12 protein-coding genes are annotated in these 14,429 nt (G+C 66.4%); 4 read left to right on the plus strand and 8 right to left on the minus strand.

Annotated features, from left to right (window positions below; all coding sequences use genetic code 11):
* The first annotated feature begins 13 nt into the window (after positions 1-13).
* From FJQ89_RS03280 to FJQ89_RS03290, 3 genes are read left to right on the plus strand one after another with little or no spacing between them, the layout of a single operon-like run.
* Positions 14-700 (plus strand): response regulator, encoded by a 687-nt coding sequence (locus tag FJQ89_RS03280; protein WP_141169025.1) that lies wholly within the window; start codon positions 14-16, stop codon positions 698-700.
* On the plus strand, positions 700-2,094 hold the full coding sequence (locus FJQ89_RS03285; RefSeq protein WP_243136399.1) for an ATP-binding protein: 1,395 nt from the start codon (positions 700-702) through the stop codon (positions 2,092-2,094). Before FJQ89_RS03280 ends, FJQ89_RS03285 begins: the two co-directional genes overlap by 1 nt.
* Before the next feature lie 10 nt (positions 2,095-2,104).
* Positions 2,105-2,803 (plus strand): VIT1/CCC1 transporter family protein, encoded by a 699-nt coding sequence (locus FJQ89_RS03290; protein ID WP_141169027.1) that lies wholly within the window; start codon positions 2,105-2,107, stop codon positions 2,801-2,803.
* Between the two features lie 5 nt (positions 2,804-2,808).
* On the opposite strand, the gene FJQ89_RS03295 is transcribed toward FJQ89_RS03290, so the two are convergent.
* The 7 genes from FJQ89_RS03295 to FJQ89_RS03325 all read right to left on the minus strand — a co-directional run bounded on the left by FJQ89_RS03295 (position 2,809) and on the right by FJQ89_RS03325 (position 12,833).
* Positions 2,809-3,654, minus strand: coding sequence for a universal stress protein (locus tag FJQ89_RS03295; protein WP_141169028.1), 846 nt, complete (start codon positions 3,652-3,654; stop codon positions 2,809-2,811).
* A 31-nt stretch (positions 3,655-3,685) separates the two neighbouring features.
* Positions 3,686-5,491 (minus strand): PHA/PHB synthase family protein, encoded by a 1,806-nt coding sequence (locus FJQ89_RS03300; RefSeq protein ID WP_141169029.1) that lies wholly within the window; start codon positions 5,489-5,491, stop codon positions 3,686-3,688.
* A 62-nt stretch (positions 5,492-5,553) separates the two neighbouring features.
* Positions 5,554-9,102 (minus strand): PAS domain S-box protein, encoded by a 3,549-nt coding sequence (locus tag FJQ89_RS03305; RefSeq protein WP_141169030.1) that lies wholly within the window; start codon positions 9,100-9,102, stop codon positions 5,554-5,556.
* Positions 9,099-10,244, minus strand: a complete 1,146-nt coding sequence (locus tag FJQ89_RS03310; RefSeq protein ID WP_141169031.1) for an FIST signal transduction protein — start codon at positions 10,242-10,244, stop codon at positions 9,099-9,101. The genes FJQ89_RS03305 and FJQ89_RS03310 overlap by 4 nt, the downstream gene beginning before the upstream one ends.
* A 14-nt stretch (positions 10,245-10,258) precedes the next feature.
* Positions 10,259-11,317, minus strand: a complete 1,059-nt coding sequence (locus FJQ89_RS03315; RefSeq protein WP_141169032.1) for an HD domain-containing phosphohydrolase — start codon at positions 11,315-11,317, stop codon at positions 10,259-10,261.
* Positions 11,318-11,369: 52 nt separating this feature from the next.
* Positions 11,370-11,873 carry a chemotaxis protein CheW gene (locus tag FJQ89_RS03320; protein WP_141169033.1) on the minus strand — a complete coding sequence of 168 codons (504 nt, stop codon included), beginning with the start codon at positions 11,871-11,873 and terminating at the stop codon, positions 11,370-11,372.
* 60 nt (positions 11,874-11,933) lie between these two features.
* A complete protein-coding gene (locus FJQ89_RS03325) occupies positions 11,934-12,833 on the minus strand; it encodes a GGDEF domain-containing protein (RefSeq protein WP_168208349.1) in 900 nt (299 codons plus the stop codon).
* 391 nt (positions 12,834-13,224) lie between these two features.
* Between FJQ89_RS03325 and FJQ89_RS03330 the strand changes: the two genes are divergently transcribed.
* On the plus strand, positions 13,225-13,488 hold the full coding sequence (locus FJQ89_RS03330; protein ID WP_141169035.1) for a hypothetical protein: 264 nt from the start codon (positions 13,225-13,227) through the stop codon (positions 13,486-13,488).
* On the opposite strand, the gene FJQ89_RS03335 is transcribed toward FJQ89_RS03330, so the two are convergent.
* Positions 13,485-14,396 carry a LysR substrate-binding domain-containing protein gene (locus tag FJQ89_RS03335; protein ID WP_141169036.1) on the minus strand — a complete coding sequence of 304 codons (912 nt, stop codon included), beginning with the start codon at positions 14,394-14,396 and terminating at the stop codon, positions 13,485-13,487. The genes FJQ89_RS03330 and FJQ89_RS03335 overlap by 4 nt on opposite strands.
* Between the last annotated feature and the right edge of the window lie 33 nt (positions 14,397-14,429).

The raw sequence follows: 14,429 nt of genomic DNA on the forward strand, positions 1-14,429 counted from the left end.
AGGACAGGCTACGATGCGCATATTGCTGATAGAAGACGACCCCCAGCTGGGGCGCGCCACGCAGATGGGGCTGGAGCAGGCCGGCTATGCGGTCGACTGGGTGCAGTCGGCTGAAAGCGCGCATATGGCCGTGCGCCTGCACCGCTATGGCTGTCTGTTGCTCGACCTGGCCCTGCCGGGCGAGGATGGCATGCAGGCGCTGGCGACCTTGCGCCGCGGCGGCTATGACGGGGCGATCCTGATCGTCACGGCGCGCGATCAGATCGTCGACCGCGTGACGGGCCTGGATGCGGGCGCGGATGACTTCATCGTCAAGCCTTTCGACCTCGATGAGCTGGCGGCGCGCATGCGCAGCGCCTGCCGCCGCGTGGCCGGGCGCACGCACGAGGAACTCGTGCACGGCGATATCGTCATCGACGTCGCCGCGCGCCAGGTGCGCCAGGGCGGCGTGGAGGTGCCCGTGACGGGCAAGGAGTTTAGCATCCTGCTGATGCTCGTCGAGCAGCGCGGGCGCATCCTGAGCCGCGTGCAGCTGGAAGAGGGCGTCTACAGCTGGGGCGAGGAAATCGACAGCAACGCGCTGCAGGTGCATATCCACCATTTGCGGCGCAAACTGGGCAAAGCGCTGATCCGCACCGTGCATGCCATCGGCTACAGCATCGACAAGCCCGCTGCGCCCGATGTGCAGGCGTGTCCGTGATGCCCGCCATCCCGGGTAACGCGGGCGCATGGTCGCTGCGGCGCACGCTGCTGGCCGTGTTGCTGGGACTGACGTTCATCTTGTGGGGCTTCAGCGCCGCCATCGTGTATCTGGAAGCGGGCCGCGAAAGCCAGGAACTGTTCGACCAGTCGCTGGCCGAGACGGGCCATTTGCTGCTCTCCCTGGCCGAGCACGAGGTGCAGGAGCATGGCGCGAACACATCGCTGGTGATGCCGGTGGCGCAGAACCGCAACCACCGCCAGTATCTGCTGTTCCAGGTGTGGGATGCGCAGCAGCGCCTGCTGTACAAGAACGCCGGCGCGCCGGACCGGGCGTTCGCCGCGCCGGCCGACGTGGGCTACAGCTGGCACGACAACGATGGCCGCCTGTGGCGCATCTACACGAGCTGGAATCACAACGCGCAGCTGCAGATCCAGGTGGCGGAACCGGCCAGCCACCGCCAGGAAATCAGCAGCCGCTTCGCCCTGAAGCTGCTGGCCATCGGTTTGCCGATGGCGGCCCTGGCGGCACTGGCCATCTGGTGGAGCATCAACCGCGTGTTTCGCGCCCTGCGCCGTAGCGCCGATGAAGTGGCGCTGCGCACGCCCGACGATCTCGCCAGTGTCAGTGTGACGGGCGCGCCGCTGGAAGTGCAGCCGCTGCTGCAGGCCATCAACCGCCTGTTCGTGCGCGTGCGTCAGACGCGCGAGCAGGAGCAGCGCTTCACGGCCGATGCCGCGCATGAACTGCGCACGCCGCTGGCGGCCATCAAGACCAACCTGCAGGTGCTGCAGCGCGCGCGCAGCGATGCCGAGCGCAAGGAATCCGTGATGGGCCTGGGGCTGAGCGTGGACCGCGCCACGCGCCTGGTGGGGCAGTTGCTGACCCTGTCCCGGCTCGACCCGCAGTCGCAGCCGCCGCCCGACCTGCCCGTGCTGGACCTGGCCGCCGTGCTGGCCGAACAGCTACCCGCCTGGATGGCACAGGCGCAGCGCCAGGATCTGCTGCTGCGGGCCGAGCTGGCCACGGCGCCATGCCGTCTGCAGCCGGACCATGTCCTGATCCTGGCGCGCAACCTGATGGACAATGCCATGCGCTACACCCCGGCTGGCGGCACGCTGGTGCTGGCCTGCCGTAGCGAGGCCGATGGCGTGCTGCTGCGCGTGAGCGACACGGGGCCCGGTATCGCCGAGCAGTTGCGCGAGCGCGTGTTCGAACGTTTTTTCCGCGCCGCCGGCGCGCACCAGCCGGGCAGCGGCCTGGGCTTGTCGATCGTGCGGCGCATCGCCGAAACGCATGGCGCCAGCGTGCAGCTGGCCGCCGGGCCGGACGGCACGGGCCTGGTGGTGACGGTGCGCTTTCCAGCGCCCGCCGACGCGCCCATGCATACATAAAGGAGCGAATATGCCATTGCGACACCGCGAGTTTCACCGGATGGACAACGTGGGCTGGCTGCGCGCCGCCGTGCTGGGCGCCAATGACGGCATCGTCTCGACGGCCAGCCTGGTGCTGGGCGTGGTCGCGGCGCACGCCACGCACGACAGCATTCTGGTGGCCGGCGTGGCCGGCCTGGTGGCGGGCGCCATGTCGATGGCCACGGGCGAATATGTCTCGGTGCAGTCGCAGGCCGATACGGAACAGGCGGCGCTGGAGCGCGAGGGCGGCGAGCTGCTCGACGATCCCAAGGGGGAGCTGCACGAGCTGACGCACATTTATGTGGCGCGCGGCCTGGAACCGGCGCTGGCCGCGCAGGTGGCCAGGGCGCTGACGGCGCACGATGCGATCGGCGCGCATGCGCGCGATGAACTGGGCATCACGGAGAGCATGCGCGCGCGCCCGCTGCAGGCGGCGCTGGCCTCGGCGCTCAGCTTTGCCGTCGGCGCGGCGTTGCCGCTGCTGGTGGTGCTGCTGGCGCCGCTGTCCATGCTGGCACCGGCCATCGTCGTGGCGTCGCTGCTATCGCTGGCCTTGCTCGGCGGCCTGGCCGCCAGGGCCGGCGGCGCGCGCGTGGGCCGGGGCGTGCTGCGCGTGGTGTTCTGGAGCGCGCTGTCGATGGCGGCGGCATCGGGCATTGGTGCGCTGTTCGGCACCCCGGCAGCTTGACGCCGTCAGTGCGACACCAGCACCGGCAAGGTCATGTCCTGCAACACCGTGCGCGTGACGCCGCCCAGCAGCGCTTCGCGCAGGCGCATGTGGCCGTAGCAGCCCATCACGATCAGGTCGCACTGGCGCTGCGCCGCCATGGCCAGCAGGGCCGCGCCCACGTCCTGACCGTGCGGCGTGTCGTGCTGCAGCACTTCGACGTTGACGCCGTGGCGCGCCAGGTACAGGGCCAGGTCGGCGCCCGGCTGCTCGCCGTGCGCGGCCGGCTGGGTGTGCGAATTGACGACGGCCAGGGTCACCTGCCGCGCGCGTTGCAGCAGCGGCAGCGCATCGGTGATGGCGCGCAGCGCTTCGGCGCTGCCGTTCCAGGCCAGCAGCGGGTGCTGCGCAATATCCGATAGCGCGGCGGACGGCGCGTGCGGCACCATCAGCACGGGCCGGCCACAATGCAGCATCAGGTATTCGGGCGTGCCGGCGATGACGCGCGAGGGCGTGTCCTGCGCGTCCGTCTGGCCGAGTATCAGCAAGTCGCAATAGCGCGCCTGCAGCAGCAGCGCGCCTTGCGCGTCGTCGTCGACGAAGCGCGTTTCGTAGGTGCCCAGGCCTTCTTCGCGGGCGATGCGCTCGAATTCATGCAAGGCCTCGCTGGCCTGGCTGCGCAGCGCCTGCATCTGCGCCGGCGCAAACTGCAGCGCGTTGACGCCGCCGCCATACGCATAGCGCGAGAGGCCGCTCATGGCCGAGCCGATCAGGTGGGCGCCTTCGGCAATGGCCAAGCGCACGGCCAGGCGGATGCGCTGGGCGCAGTGGCGGGAATTGTCGACGTGGACCAGCAGGGTAGTGTAGGGCATGGCGTTTTCCTCGGTTGTCGGAAGTCGGTTATCAAGTTTGCAGCACGTAGTTGCCTGGTGCGTCGCCCAGGTCTGGCCCCATGGCCGGCGGCGCCACCTGCGCGCCCGAGCGCTCTGCCAGCCAGGCTTGCCAGGCGGGCCACCACGAACCGTCGTGGTGCGGCACGTCGCGCTGCCAGCTGTCCGCGTCGATGTAGGGCGCGTCGTGGGGGTGCGTGGCCAGCTGGTAGCTGCGGCGCGCCTGGCCCGGCGGCGAGACCACGCCCGCATTGTGGCCGCCCGAGGTGAGCAGAAAGGTGACGTCCGTGTCGGTCAGCAGCTGCAGTTTATACACGGAGCGCCATGGCGCCACGTGGTCCGTCAGGGTGCCGACGGCAAAGATGGGGGCATCGATGTCGGGCAGGGCGATGTGGCGCCCTGCCGTGCGGTAGCGGCCTTCGGCCAGGTCGTTGTGCAGGAACAAACGGCGCAGGTATTCCGAATGCATGCGGCAGGGCATGCGCGTGGCGTCCGTATTCCAGGCCATCAGGTCGCTGTCCTGCTCATCGAGGCCGAGCAGGTAATGGCGCAGCCGGCGCGACCAGATCAGGTCGTTCGAACGCAGCAGCTGGAAGGCGCCCGCCATCTGCTTAGTGTCGAGATAGCCCTGCTTCCACATGGCCGCTTCCAGGAAGCTCACCTGGCTGTCGTCGATGAACAGCGACAGTTCGCCCGGTTCCTTGAAGTCCACCTGCGACGCCAGCATGGTAAGGCTGGCCAGGCGTGTATCGCCGTCGCGCGCCATGCTGGCGGCGGCAATTGCCAGCAGGGTGCCGCCCAGGCAGTAGCCGGTCGCGTGCACCTGCGGCGCGCCCGTGATGCGGGCAACGGCGTCGAGCGCATCCATCACGCCCAGCTGGCGGTAGTCTTCCAGCGACAGCTCGCGGTCTTCCTCGAGCGGATTTTTCCAGGAAATCATGAACACCGTGTGGCCCTGCTGCACCAGGTAGCGCACCAGCGAATTGTGCGGCGACAGGTCGAGTATGTAGTATTTCATGATCCAGGCCGGCACGAACAGCAGCGGCGTGGCATGCACGCTAGCCGTCGCCGGCGCGTACTGCAACAGCTCGATCAGGTCATTGCGGTAGACCACCTTGCCGGGCGTGACGGCCACGTTCTCGCCTGCCTTGTAGCTGCGCAGGTCGGGCGCATGCGCGCCCATGGCGACGCGGCGCAAGTCGTCGGCCAGGTGCTGCGCGCCGTTCGCCAGGCTGGCGCCACCGCTCGCCAGGGTTGTTTGCTGCACCACGGGATTGGTCAGCATGAAGTTCGACGGCGCCAGCATGTCGAGCCACTGGCGCACGGTGAACGTGACGACATCTTCGTGGTGCGGCGAGACGCCGCGCACGCCCGTGGTGGCGCGGTGCCACCACTGCTGCTGCAGCAAGAAGCCCTGGTAGGCCAGGTTGTACGGCCAGCGCTGCCATGCGGGATCCTCGAAGCGCCGGTCCTGCGGCAGCGGCGCGATGCACGGCGGCGCACCGGCGCCGCCGCTCTGCGCCGACTGCAGCACGTACTGTTGCCAGCGAGCGATCTTCTTCCACGCTTCTTGCAGCAAGGTCAGCTGCTTCGATGGCGCCAGCGCCAGGTGGCTGAGCCAGTCGGCATAGGCGTTGCCCAGTGCGGCCGGCGAAATGCCGCCCGTGAACTTGCCCAGCCAGGCGTTCAGCAGCAGGTCCAGGGTGGCGCCTTCGGGCGCGTTCTCCGGATAGTCGGGCACCGGCACGCCTTGCCAGGCGCTGCCCAGGCGCTCATGTTCAACTTTTTGCTCCACATTGCTCGCCTGCGTCTTGCTCATTCAGGACTCCTGTCATTTTTTTACAGGATAGCAAGAGCTTGTTCAAAAAATTATGATCTACATCAAGTTTGCCCCGATGCGTGCAGCGTCTGGCTTGTCACCTCGATGGCCGCGCCTGTTTCCTGGAGGAACAGCCGCGACTGTTCCTCCAGCGCAGCGAGGCGCGCCAGCAAGGCCTCCTGCGGGGCCTGTGCCGCCTCGCGCTCGATGGCTGCGGCGATGGCGACGGCGGGGATGGCATGGAAGTTGGCCAGCAAGCCGGCCAGGGTATGTGCCTGCCGGCTCGCGGTGGGCCGGTCGCCCGCCTGCAGGGCTGCGCGCAAGGCGGCCAGCTGCTCCGGCAAGCCGGCCAGGAAGGAGGCGCCGATGATGGCGATCACCTCGGCGTCGGCGTCGGCCAGCGCGGCGCCGTAGTCGAAGGGCGGCGCGCTGCGGGTGGCCAGCACTGCCACTTGCGACGCCATGGCGGGCGGCAGCGGCAGCTTGCTGATTTGCAATACATGCTGCTCGATCAGGCGCTGGAAGGCGGCGGTGCGGAAAGGCTTGGACAGGTAATCGTCCATGCCGCCGGCGATGCAGCGTTCGCGGTCGCCTTCGAAGGCGCTGGCCGTCATGGCAATGATGACGCTTTTCGGCATGCCTTGCGCTTCGCGCTGGCGTATCTGCGCGGTGGCTTCGAAGCCGCCCATTTCCGGCATCTGCAAGTCCATCAGGATCATGTCGAAATGGGCGGCGGCATGACGGTCGAGCGCCTCGTGGCCGTTCGCCGCATGCGTGACCCGGTGGCCCGCATTCGACAGCAGCACGGTGGCCAGTTCGCGGTTCATGGCGTTGTCCTCGACCAGCAGGACGTCCAGGCCAGGCATGCTTTCCCGCACGGCATGGCGCGTGATCACGGGGGTGGCACCGGGCATGCCGCGGCAGGTACCCAGCACGCTCATGGTGATGGCCAGCAATTCATCGGGGCTGGCCGGCTTGAGCAGATAGCCGTCGATGCCCAGTTCGCGGCAGCGCGCCGCGTCACCCAGGCTGCCGCTGGACGACAGCATGACGATGGGCACCTGGCTCCAGTGGGGCAGGGCGGCCAGCGCCGATGCCGTGTCGAAGCCATTCATGCCGGGCATGGCAAAGTCCATGATGATGCAGTCGGCCGGCAGGGCGCTGCGGCAGTGTTCCAGCGCCGCCTCGCCCGACTCGCAGGCGATGACGCTGGCACCGCTGTGCTCGAAGATCTTGCGCAGGATGGTCAGGCTGCTGGAATTGTCGTCGACCAGCAGGATCGCCCGCGCCGCCAGCGAGGTGCCCGGCGGCGGCAGGCAAGGCTGATTCTCGCCGATGGGCAGGGCCAGGTCGACGCTGAAGCTGCTGCCCTTGCCCAGTTCGCTCGACAGGCTGATGCTGCCGCCCATCATGCTGACCAGTCGGCGCGTGATCGACAGGCCCAGTCCCGTGCCGCCGAAGCGCCGCGTGGTCGAACCGTCTTCCTGCTGGAAGGCGTCGAAGACGGCCTCCTGCATGTCGGCGGCGATGCCGATGCCGGTGTCGCGCACGCACAGCTGCAGCTGGGCCATACCATCGCCGCTGGCGCGCAGCCGGGCACTGACAGTGACTTCGCCGCGCGGCGTGAACTTGATGGCGTTGCCCGCCAGGTTGGTGAGGATCTGGCGCAGCCGGCCAGGGTCGCCGAGCAAGGTGTGCGGCAGCGCGGGATCGATGTCGAGCACCAGCTCCAGGCCGCTGGCCTGGGCCCGCATGGCGAGTGCGCGCATGGTTTCCTGCATCAGATGGCGCAGTTTGAAAGGGATGCTTTCCAGGGTCAGCATGCCCGCCTCGATCTTCGAGAAATCGAGGATGTCGTTGATAATGCATAGCAGGGCGTCGGCCGAAGCCTTGACGATTTCCAGGTATTTGCGCTGGTGGACGTCGAGTTCGGAGTCGAGCACCAGGTCCGTCATGCCCAGGATGCCGTTCATCGGCGTGCGGATCTCGTGGCTCATGTTGGCCAGGAATTCGCTCTTCGAGCGGCTGGCCGATTCGGCCACTTCCTTGGCCAGCAGCAGCGCCCGTTCAGCCGCCTTTTGGCTGGAAATGTCGACGATGGTGCCGACCAGGCCGTGCAGGCTGCCATCGGACTTCAGCAGGGCAGCCTTGCTGAACAGCACATCGACCTGGCGCGCGCCGACGCTCAGCCGCTCTTCATACGTCTGGTTGCCGCGCTCCTGCAGCAGTTCCAGGTCGCGCTGCAGCACTTGCTGCGCCTCCTGCTGCGGCAGGATGTCGGCTACCGTCTTGCCCAGGATGTCCGCCTGCGCGCGCTGGAAGAAGGCGCAATAGGCGCGGTTGGCGCGCAGGTAGCGGCCCTGTACATCCTTCAGGTACAAAGGGATAGGAATGGTTTCGATCAGCGCGTCGACAAAATTGAGGTTGTGCCGCAGCTCGCGTGCCGCCAGGCGCCGCTCCGTGATGTCGGTCAGGCTGCCGGTGACGCCGGTCAGGCGGTCCTGGCCATCGCGTTCGGCGCGCGCGCACACGTCGACCCAGCGCACGTCGCCGTCGCGGGTGACGTAGCGCGCTTCATGGCGCATGCTGTCCACCTGGCCACTCAGTAGCTGGGACAGGCCGGCGGCGGCGCGCTCGCGGTCGCGCGCATCGATGAATTGCAACACATGCTTGCCCAGGCTGTCTGCGGTGTCGAAGCCGGTGATGGTGTGCCAGGCGGGGTTCAGGAAGGTCCAGGCGCCGTTCAGGTCGGTGCGGAAGACCACTTCATGGAGGCTGTTGACGACATTGCGGTATTCGCGCTCGCTTTTCGCGATGGTCTCGGCCATGCGTTTGCTGTCGCTGATTTCCGTGCGGATGGCGATGTACTGATAGGGTTCGCCGGCGGCGTCGAGGAAGGGTACGATGGTGGCGTCGACCCAGTATTGGCCGCCATCCTTGGCGTGGTTGCAGATCTCGCCATGCCAGACCTGGCCCGTGGTGATGGTTTGCCACATCTGCGCGAAGTAGGCGTCAGGATGCGTGTGCGAATTGATCAGGCGGTGCGTCTTGCCGACCAGCTCTTCGCGCGTGTACCCGCTGATGGCGCAGAACTTGTCGTTGACGTAAATGATGACGCCGGCCGTGTCGGTGATGCTGACAATGGCATGCTGGTCCATCGCAAAGCGCTGGTTCTGCAGTTCGATGCGGCGCAATTCCTGCTGCGATATCAGCTCGGCGAGCAGCACCGAGAGGCCCTCGATATCGCCTTCCTGCGGCAAATGCAGCCCGGAATCGTCGTTGTCGAGCAGGCGCACGGCCGCCACGCGCAGCGATTGCAGGACGCGGTTGCGGCTGGCCAGTTCCGTGCGCAGCAGGTCATTGGTCATGCTCAGTTCTGTCGAACTCAGTTCCAGGCTGCGCGAGCGCAAGTCCAGGTCGCGTTCGGCCTGTTCGTAGCTGCCGTCGATGCGCAGCAGCAGGGCCGGCAGGCCGGCCAGGAAAGCGGCCAGTTCGGGCGGCGTGCCCGCTTGCGCCGCCAATGCCTGGGCCTGTTCCAGCAAGGCGATGCAGGCGCTTTCCGAGTCGATATCGCAGACGCGGCTCAATTGGCGTGCCAGGGTGCGGTTCATGTTTCGCTCAGCACAGTCACGGTCATCGTCTGGTTATGCAGCTGGCATGCGCCATGCGGCTGCGTGATGCCGATTTCGCCGTTCGAATAAAAACCGGCGATACAGGTGGCGCCGCGGCCCAGCACCTCGGCCACCGCCTCGACCTCTTCCTCGACCCGGTCGCCCATGACCAGCTTGCGCCCCACGCAGCTGACCAGCAGGGCCAGCTGGTCGCCCAGCGTATCGGGGTGGAGCTTGACACCGCGCGCGGCCATTTCGGCTCCGTCGATCAGCCGGTTGGTACTGGAATGCATCAATTTCAGGTAGCCGTCGGCGAGGATGTCGCCGGCCAGGGTCAGCGAACCCTGTTCTTCATCGACGGCGAGGATGGTGCGAAACACATTGCTTTTTTCATGCGCCGCCGAGAGCATTTCAAACGGAAACAGCAGCCCCGAGCCGGGCAGGTCGCGCGCATGGTCGCCCAGGTACAGTTTGTAGATGTCCAGCGCGCGCGCGCCATCGAGGCCATACAGCACGTTGTCGACGCAGCGCGTCACCTTGCGCGCGGGGCCGAATGCTTCCCAGCCCGCATGGCTGCCATAGCCGAGGCGGATATGCTCGCCGTACAGGCCGACGGCGACGATGGCATTGTCGGCCGCGCCGCGCGGACCCAGGGTCCAGGTCTGGCGGAAGGCGCCGCCGTCGGCAGCCAGCCCGCCCGAGATGGTGACGCCCGGGGGCAGATGCGCCTGCAGGCCGGCAATCAGGGCGCTGCCGTTGATGGCCACGCCCGTGCCCAGCATGAAGACCGCCGTCAGGCCGTCCTGCGGCAGCGCCTGCGCCAGGCGCTGGCCCGCCTCGTGCGAGTCCGCCATGTCGCAGATGATGGCGTCGGCAATCGCCACTGCCGTGTGCGCGAAGCTGATGGCGGTGATGACGCAGCTGCCGTCGTAGACGCGCTTGCCGGCGATCTCGCCGGCCGTGGAACAGCCGGCGATCACGGCGCCGGGCAGTTGGCGGCGCAGCGCCGCCGTCAGTTCGGGGGTGGAAAAATAGGCGCAGGCGCCAAACACCAGCACCAGCTGCGGCTGCATGGCGGCCAGGGGCGCCAGTACGGCATCGATGTCGGCACGGTTTTTCAGGATCAGTTGTTGCACGCGCATGGCAGGGTCCTCGCTTACAGTGGGTGGGCAGGGTGCTGGACGGGGTCGGGCAGGCTGTTGCGGATATCGAGCACCTCGTCCCAGGCACCCAGGAAGGCGTCGATACAGTCCGGGCAGAAATGGCTGCCTTTGTTCTGCTGCAGGAACAGGCGCGCCTGTTCCACGGGCCAGGCCGGCTTGTACGGGCGTTCCGAGGTGAGCGCGTCGAAGACATCGGCCACGGCGACGATGCGCGCCGACAGCGGTATCTGTTCGCCCGCCAGGCCGCCCGGATAGCCGCTGCCATCGTATTTTTCGTGGTGGCCGCGGGCGATTTCCTCGGCCAGCTGGATCAGTGGGGCATCGCTGCCGGCGAGGATCTTGCCGCCGATTTCCGCATGCTGGCGCATGATGGCCATTTCCTGGGGGTCCAGCCGGCCCGGCTTGAGCAGGATATGGTCGGGCGTGGCCAGCTTGCCCACGTCGTGCATGGGTGCCGCCTTGAGCAGCAGTTCCTGCCAGTGCGCATCCATGCCCAGTTTCCTGGCGATCAGGGCCGAATAGCGCGCCATGCGCATGATGTGGGCGCCCGTTTCGGGGTCGCGGAATTCGGCCGCCCGCGCCAGGCGCGTGACCAGTTCCATCTCGCGCGCCGTGACGTTGGCGATGGCCTGGCGCACTTCATGCTCGAGCAGCTTGGCGCGGTCGGCCAGCAAGGTTTGCGCCATGCGCAGGGCCAGCAGATTGCGCACGCGCAGGCTGAATTCGATGGTATCGACGGGTTTGGTGAGAAACTCCGTGACACCGAGCGAAAAGGCCTGCTTGCGCACGGCGCGGTCGTTTTCGGTGGTGACCATGATGATGGGGATGTCGGCCATGCCCCGCATTTTGCGGAAGATGCTGAGAAATTCGTTGCCCGACAGGCTGGGCATCCGGTAGTCGAGCAGGACCAGGTCCGGCACATGCGACTCGCACCAGTACAACGCATCGATGGGGTCGTTCATGCAGACGGGCTCGATGCTGCTGGCCTTGCGCGCCAGGGTCGATAGCAGGTTCAGGTTGGTGTCGTTGTCATCGACGATCAGGATGCTCATGGTGTCTCCGGAGGTTGGCGGTCAGGTAGCTGACCCGATGGCGATGGCCGCCTCAGGCAGCCAGTTTGCCCGTGGCTTGCACGCCCAGGCCCGACAGCAGGCTGTTCATGTCGAGCACGATCAGCATGCGTTCGTCCAGGCTGCCGATGGCTGTTACGTGGCCGGCCATCGCCGAGCCATGCAGCTGCGGCGGCGGCTTGATCTGTGCCGGTGCCAGCGGCACCACATCGGCCACGCGGTCGACCACGATGCCGGTGGCGCCATGCGCGAAGATGAGGATGATCACCACGGTCGAGGCGTCGTACGCGGGCTCGGCCTGGCCCAGTGCGATGCGCAGGTCGATCAGCGGCACGATGTTGCCGCGCAGGTGGATGAAACCCTTGAGGAAGGCGGGCGCATTGGCCATATGGGTCACGGCGCCGTAGCCGCGGATTTCCTGCACCAGGCCGATGTCGATGGCGTACTCCTCATTGCCCAGGCCAAAGACCAGTAATTCCCGGGCGCCCGCTTGTGTCAGTTGGCTAGCTGCCGCGGCATGTGTCGTGGTGGTTTCCATGTGTTTGCTCCTGTCAGGTGATGCGTGATGCATGAAACTGCGAGGGTGACCGGCTGGTGCTCAAATCTGCTCGGTGCGGTTGCGGCCATTGCTCTTGGCCTGGTACAGCGCGGCGTCGGCTTGCATGAAACAGGCTTTCCAATCGCCGTTGTTGGGCAGCGACGCCAGGCCGATGCTGATCGTCGCCGTGATGGACGTGTGCTCGAAGTCGACGCACGTTGCGGCCACGGCAAGGCGGATGCGTTCGGCCACCTTGTACGCCATCGTCATGTCCGTATGCGGGAACAGCAAGCCGAATTCCTCGCCGCCCACGCGGGCGACGACATCGGATGCCCGTGCCTGGGACTGCAGCGCGGCCGCGATGGCTTGCAGCACGGCGTCGCCGGCGGCGTGGCCATGCCGGTCATTGACCTTCTTGAAGAAATCGATGTCGGCGATGCCGATGGTCATCGCACTGCCCGCGCGACTGGCCCGCGCGGCCGAACGCACGGCTTCGATCTCGAAGGCGCGGCGGTTCGGCAGGTGGGTCAGGGGGTCGCTCAGGGCGATGTGCTGCAACTGCTGCCAGCGGGCCATATTCTGCTGTTTGATGGCGCGTTCGTGGCGCTCGTCGATGAAAAAGGCGCCCAGATAGTTTTCGTCGTCCAGCTTGCCCAGGTCCATGGCCTTGAGCACGATGGGCAGCATCGTCCCATCGTGGTGGCGTATGGCGAAATGGCGCTTGTGCCCGAGTACCGTGGACTTCCTGTCGCCGGCCAGATAGGCGCCGATCTGTGCGCCATGCTGCTTGCGCACCGAATCGGGCAGCAGCGTCTCGATCTGCTGGCCCGACAGGCTGCCCGGGGCATAGCCGCTCAGCGCATACATGGCGTCGTTTGCATAGCGGATGCGTGAAGCCGCATCGATGATGATGGCGGCGTCGGCGGCGTTAAGCAGGCGCAAGGCCAGGATTTTGTTCATGTGCTTGTCCCCTACAAAGAAGGCAGAGATGCCGGGCGATCGAAGCAAAGAGCACCGCTGCATCGCCTTGATATTTCCTTAAGAATCATCATACATCAAATAAAAATGATTTCAACGAATATTATGATTTTCATGATTTATTTGGTTTTTTACGCACAAATAAATTCAAGTCTTGACGGAAGTGGCAGCGTGTTGTAGGTATTTTCGCTATCTGTCGGGGTGATTTTTCCCTTATGTCGTGTGTCTATTGATGGAAAACTATTTTCTTTGTGGATTTATTTATTGTATTTGGTAAATTTATGCAGCAAAATAGAAGGCATGCAGATCGGCACGCGTGTGGCGCGCACGGCCTGACATGCCAGGCGGATCACTGTGGATGGAGGAGACGGACATGCTTACGAAAATACGTGCAAGGCGCAGCGAGGCGCTGTACAAGGACCAGCCGCCGTCCGGCAGCGCGCGCCATCCGCAAGGACCGGGCGCGGGCGTGTTCCGCTCACCCGTGCGGCGCCTGCAGGCGATTGCCTGCCTGGCCCTGTTATTGGCTGTGATACCGGCCGTGACCTGCATCGCCACGGGGCGCGCCGGCATGCCGATGTTGTTCAGCACCGTGTGCGGTGTGGTGTCGTGCGCGGCCGCAGATGGGGCGCTTTAGCCGCCTGCGCCGGTGGCCTGCGCCTCCTCGCAGATCCATGCGATGAATGCCTGTATGGCGGGACGTGTGGCCGCATCGGGCCGCGCCACCAGGTAATAGGCAAAGCGCGCGGGCCAGGGCAAGTCCAGCACTTGCAGCAGGCGCCCGGCGGCGATTTCTTCCTGCGCGTACAGCTGCGGCACCAGGGCCAGGCCCTGGCCCGCTTCGGCTGCGCGGATCAACAGAAAATCATCTTCGAAGGCGGAGCCGCGCAGCGCCCGCGCCGCATCGGCACTGCCGTCCGGCGCGCCATGCGCTGCCAGCCACAAGGGCCAGTCGGCGCGGTCCGTATCGTGCAGCAGCGGGTAGCGCAGGCAATCGGCCGGCGTGGCGATGGGCGGCTGGTCCGCCATCAGGGCGGGGCTGGCAACGGGCACCAGCACGGGCGCCATCAGGCGCGTCACCTGCAGGCCCGGATAGTCGCCCAGGCCGTGGCGCAGCGCCACGTCGACCCGGTCGCGACGCAGGTCCACCAGTGCGGATGTCGCTTCCACGCGCACCTCGATATGCGGATGGCGCTGGTTGAAGCGGCCCAGCCGTGGCACCAGCCAGGCGGCCGCAAAAGTGGCCACCGTGCTGACGGTGAGCGTCTGTCGCCCACCCAGGTCTTCCAGTGCCTGGCTGGCGCTGGCGATCTGCGCGAATGCGGCCAGCAGGGCGGGGTGGACCATGGCACCCGCCTCGGTCAGGCGCAAGCCCTGGCGTTCGCGGGTAAACAGGGGCATGCCGACCCGCTCTTCCAGCAGGCGGATTTGCTGGCTGACGGCGCCCGACGTCACGTGCAGCGCCTCGGCGGCCGCCTTGATGCTGCCGCGCTGGCCCACTTCGACAAAGGCGCGCAGGGCCTGGAGCGGTAAAGGATGCTTCATCGATATAGTTTTTCTATAGTTGCGAGCGAAAAA

This window comes from Janthinobacterium tructae (genome assembly GCF_006517255.1).
GTDB lineage: Bacteria > Pseudomonadota > Gammaproteobacteria > Burkholderiales > Burkholderiaceae_D > Janthinobacterium > Janthinobacterium tructae.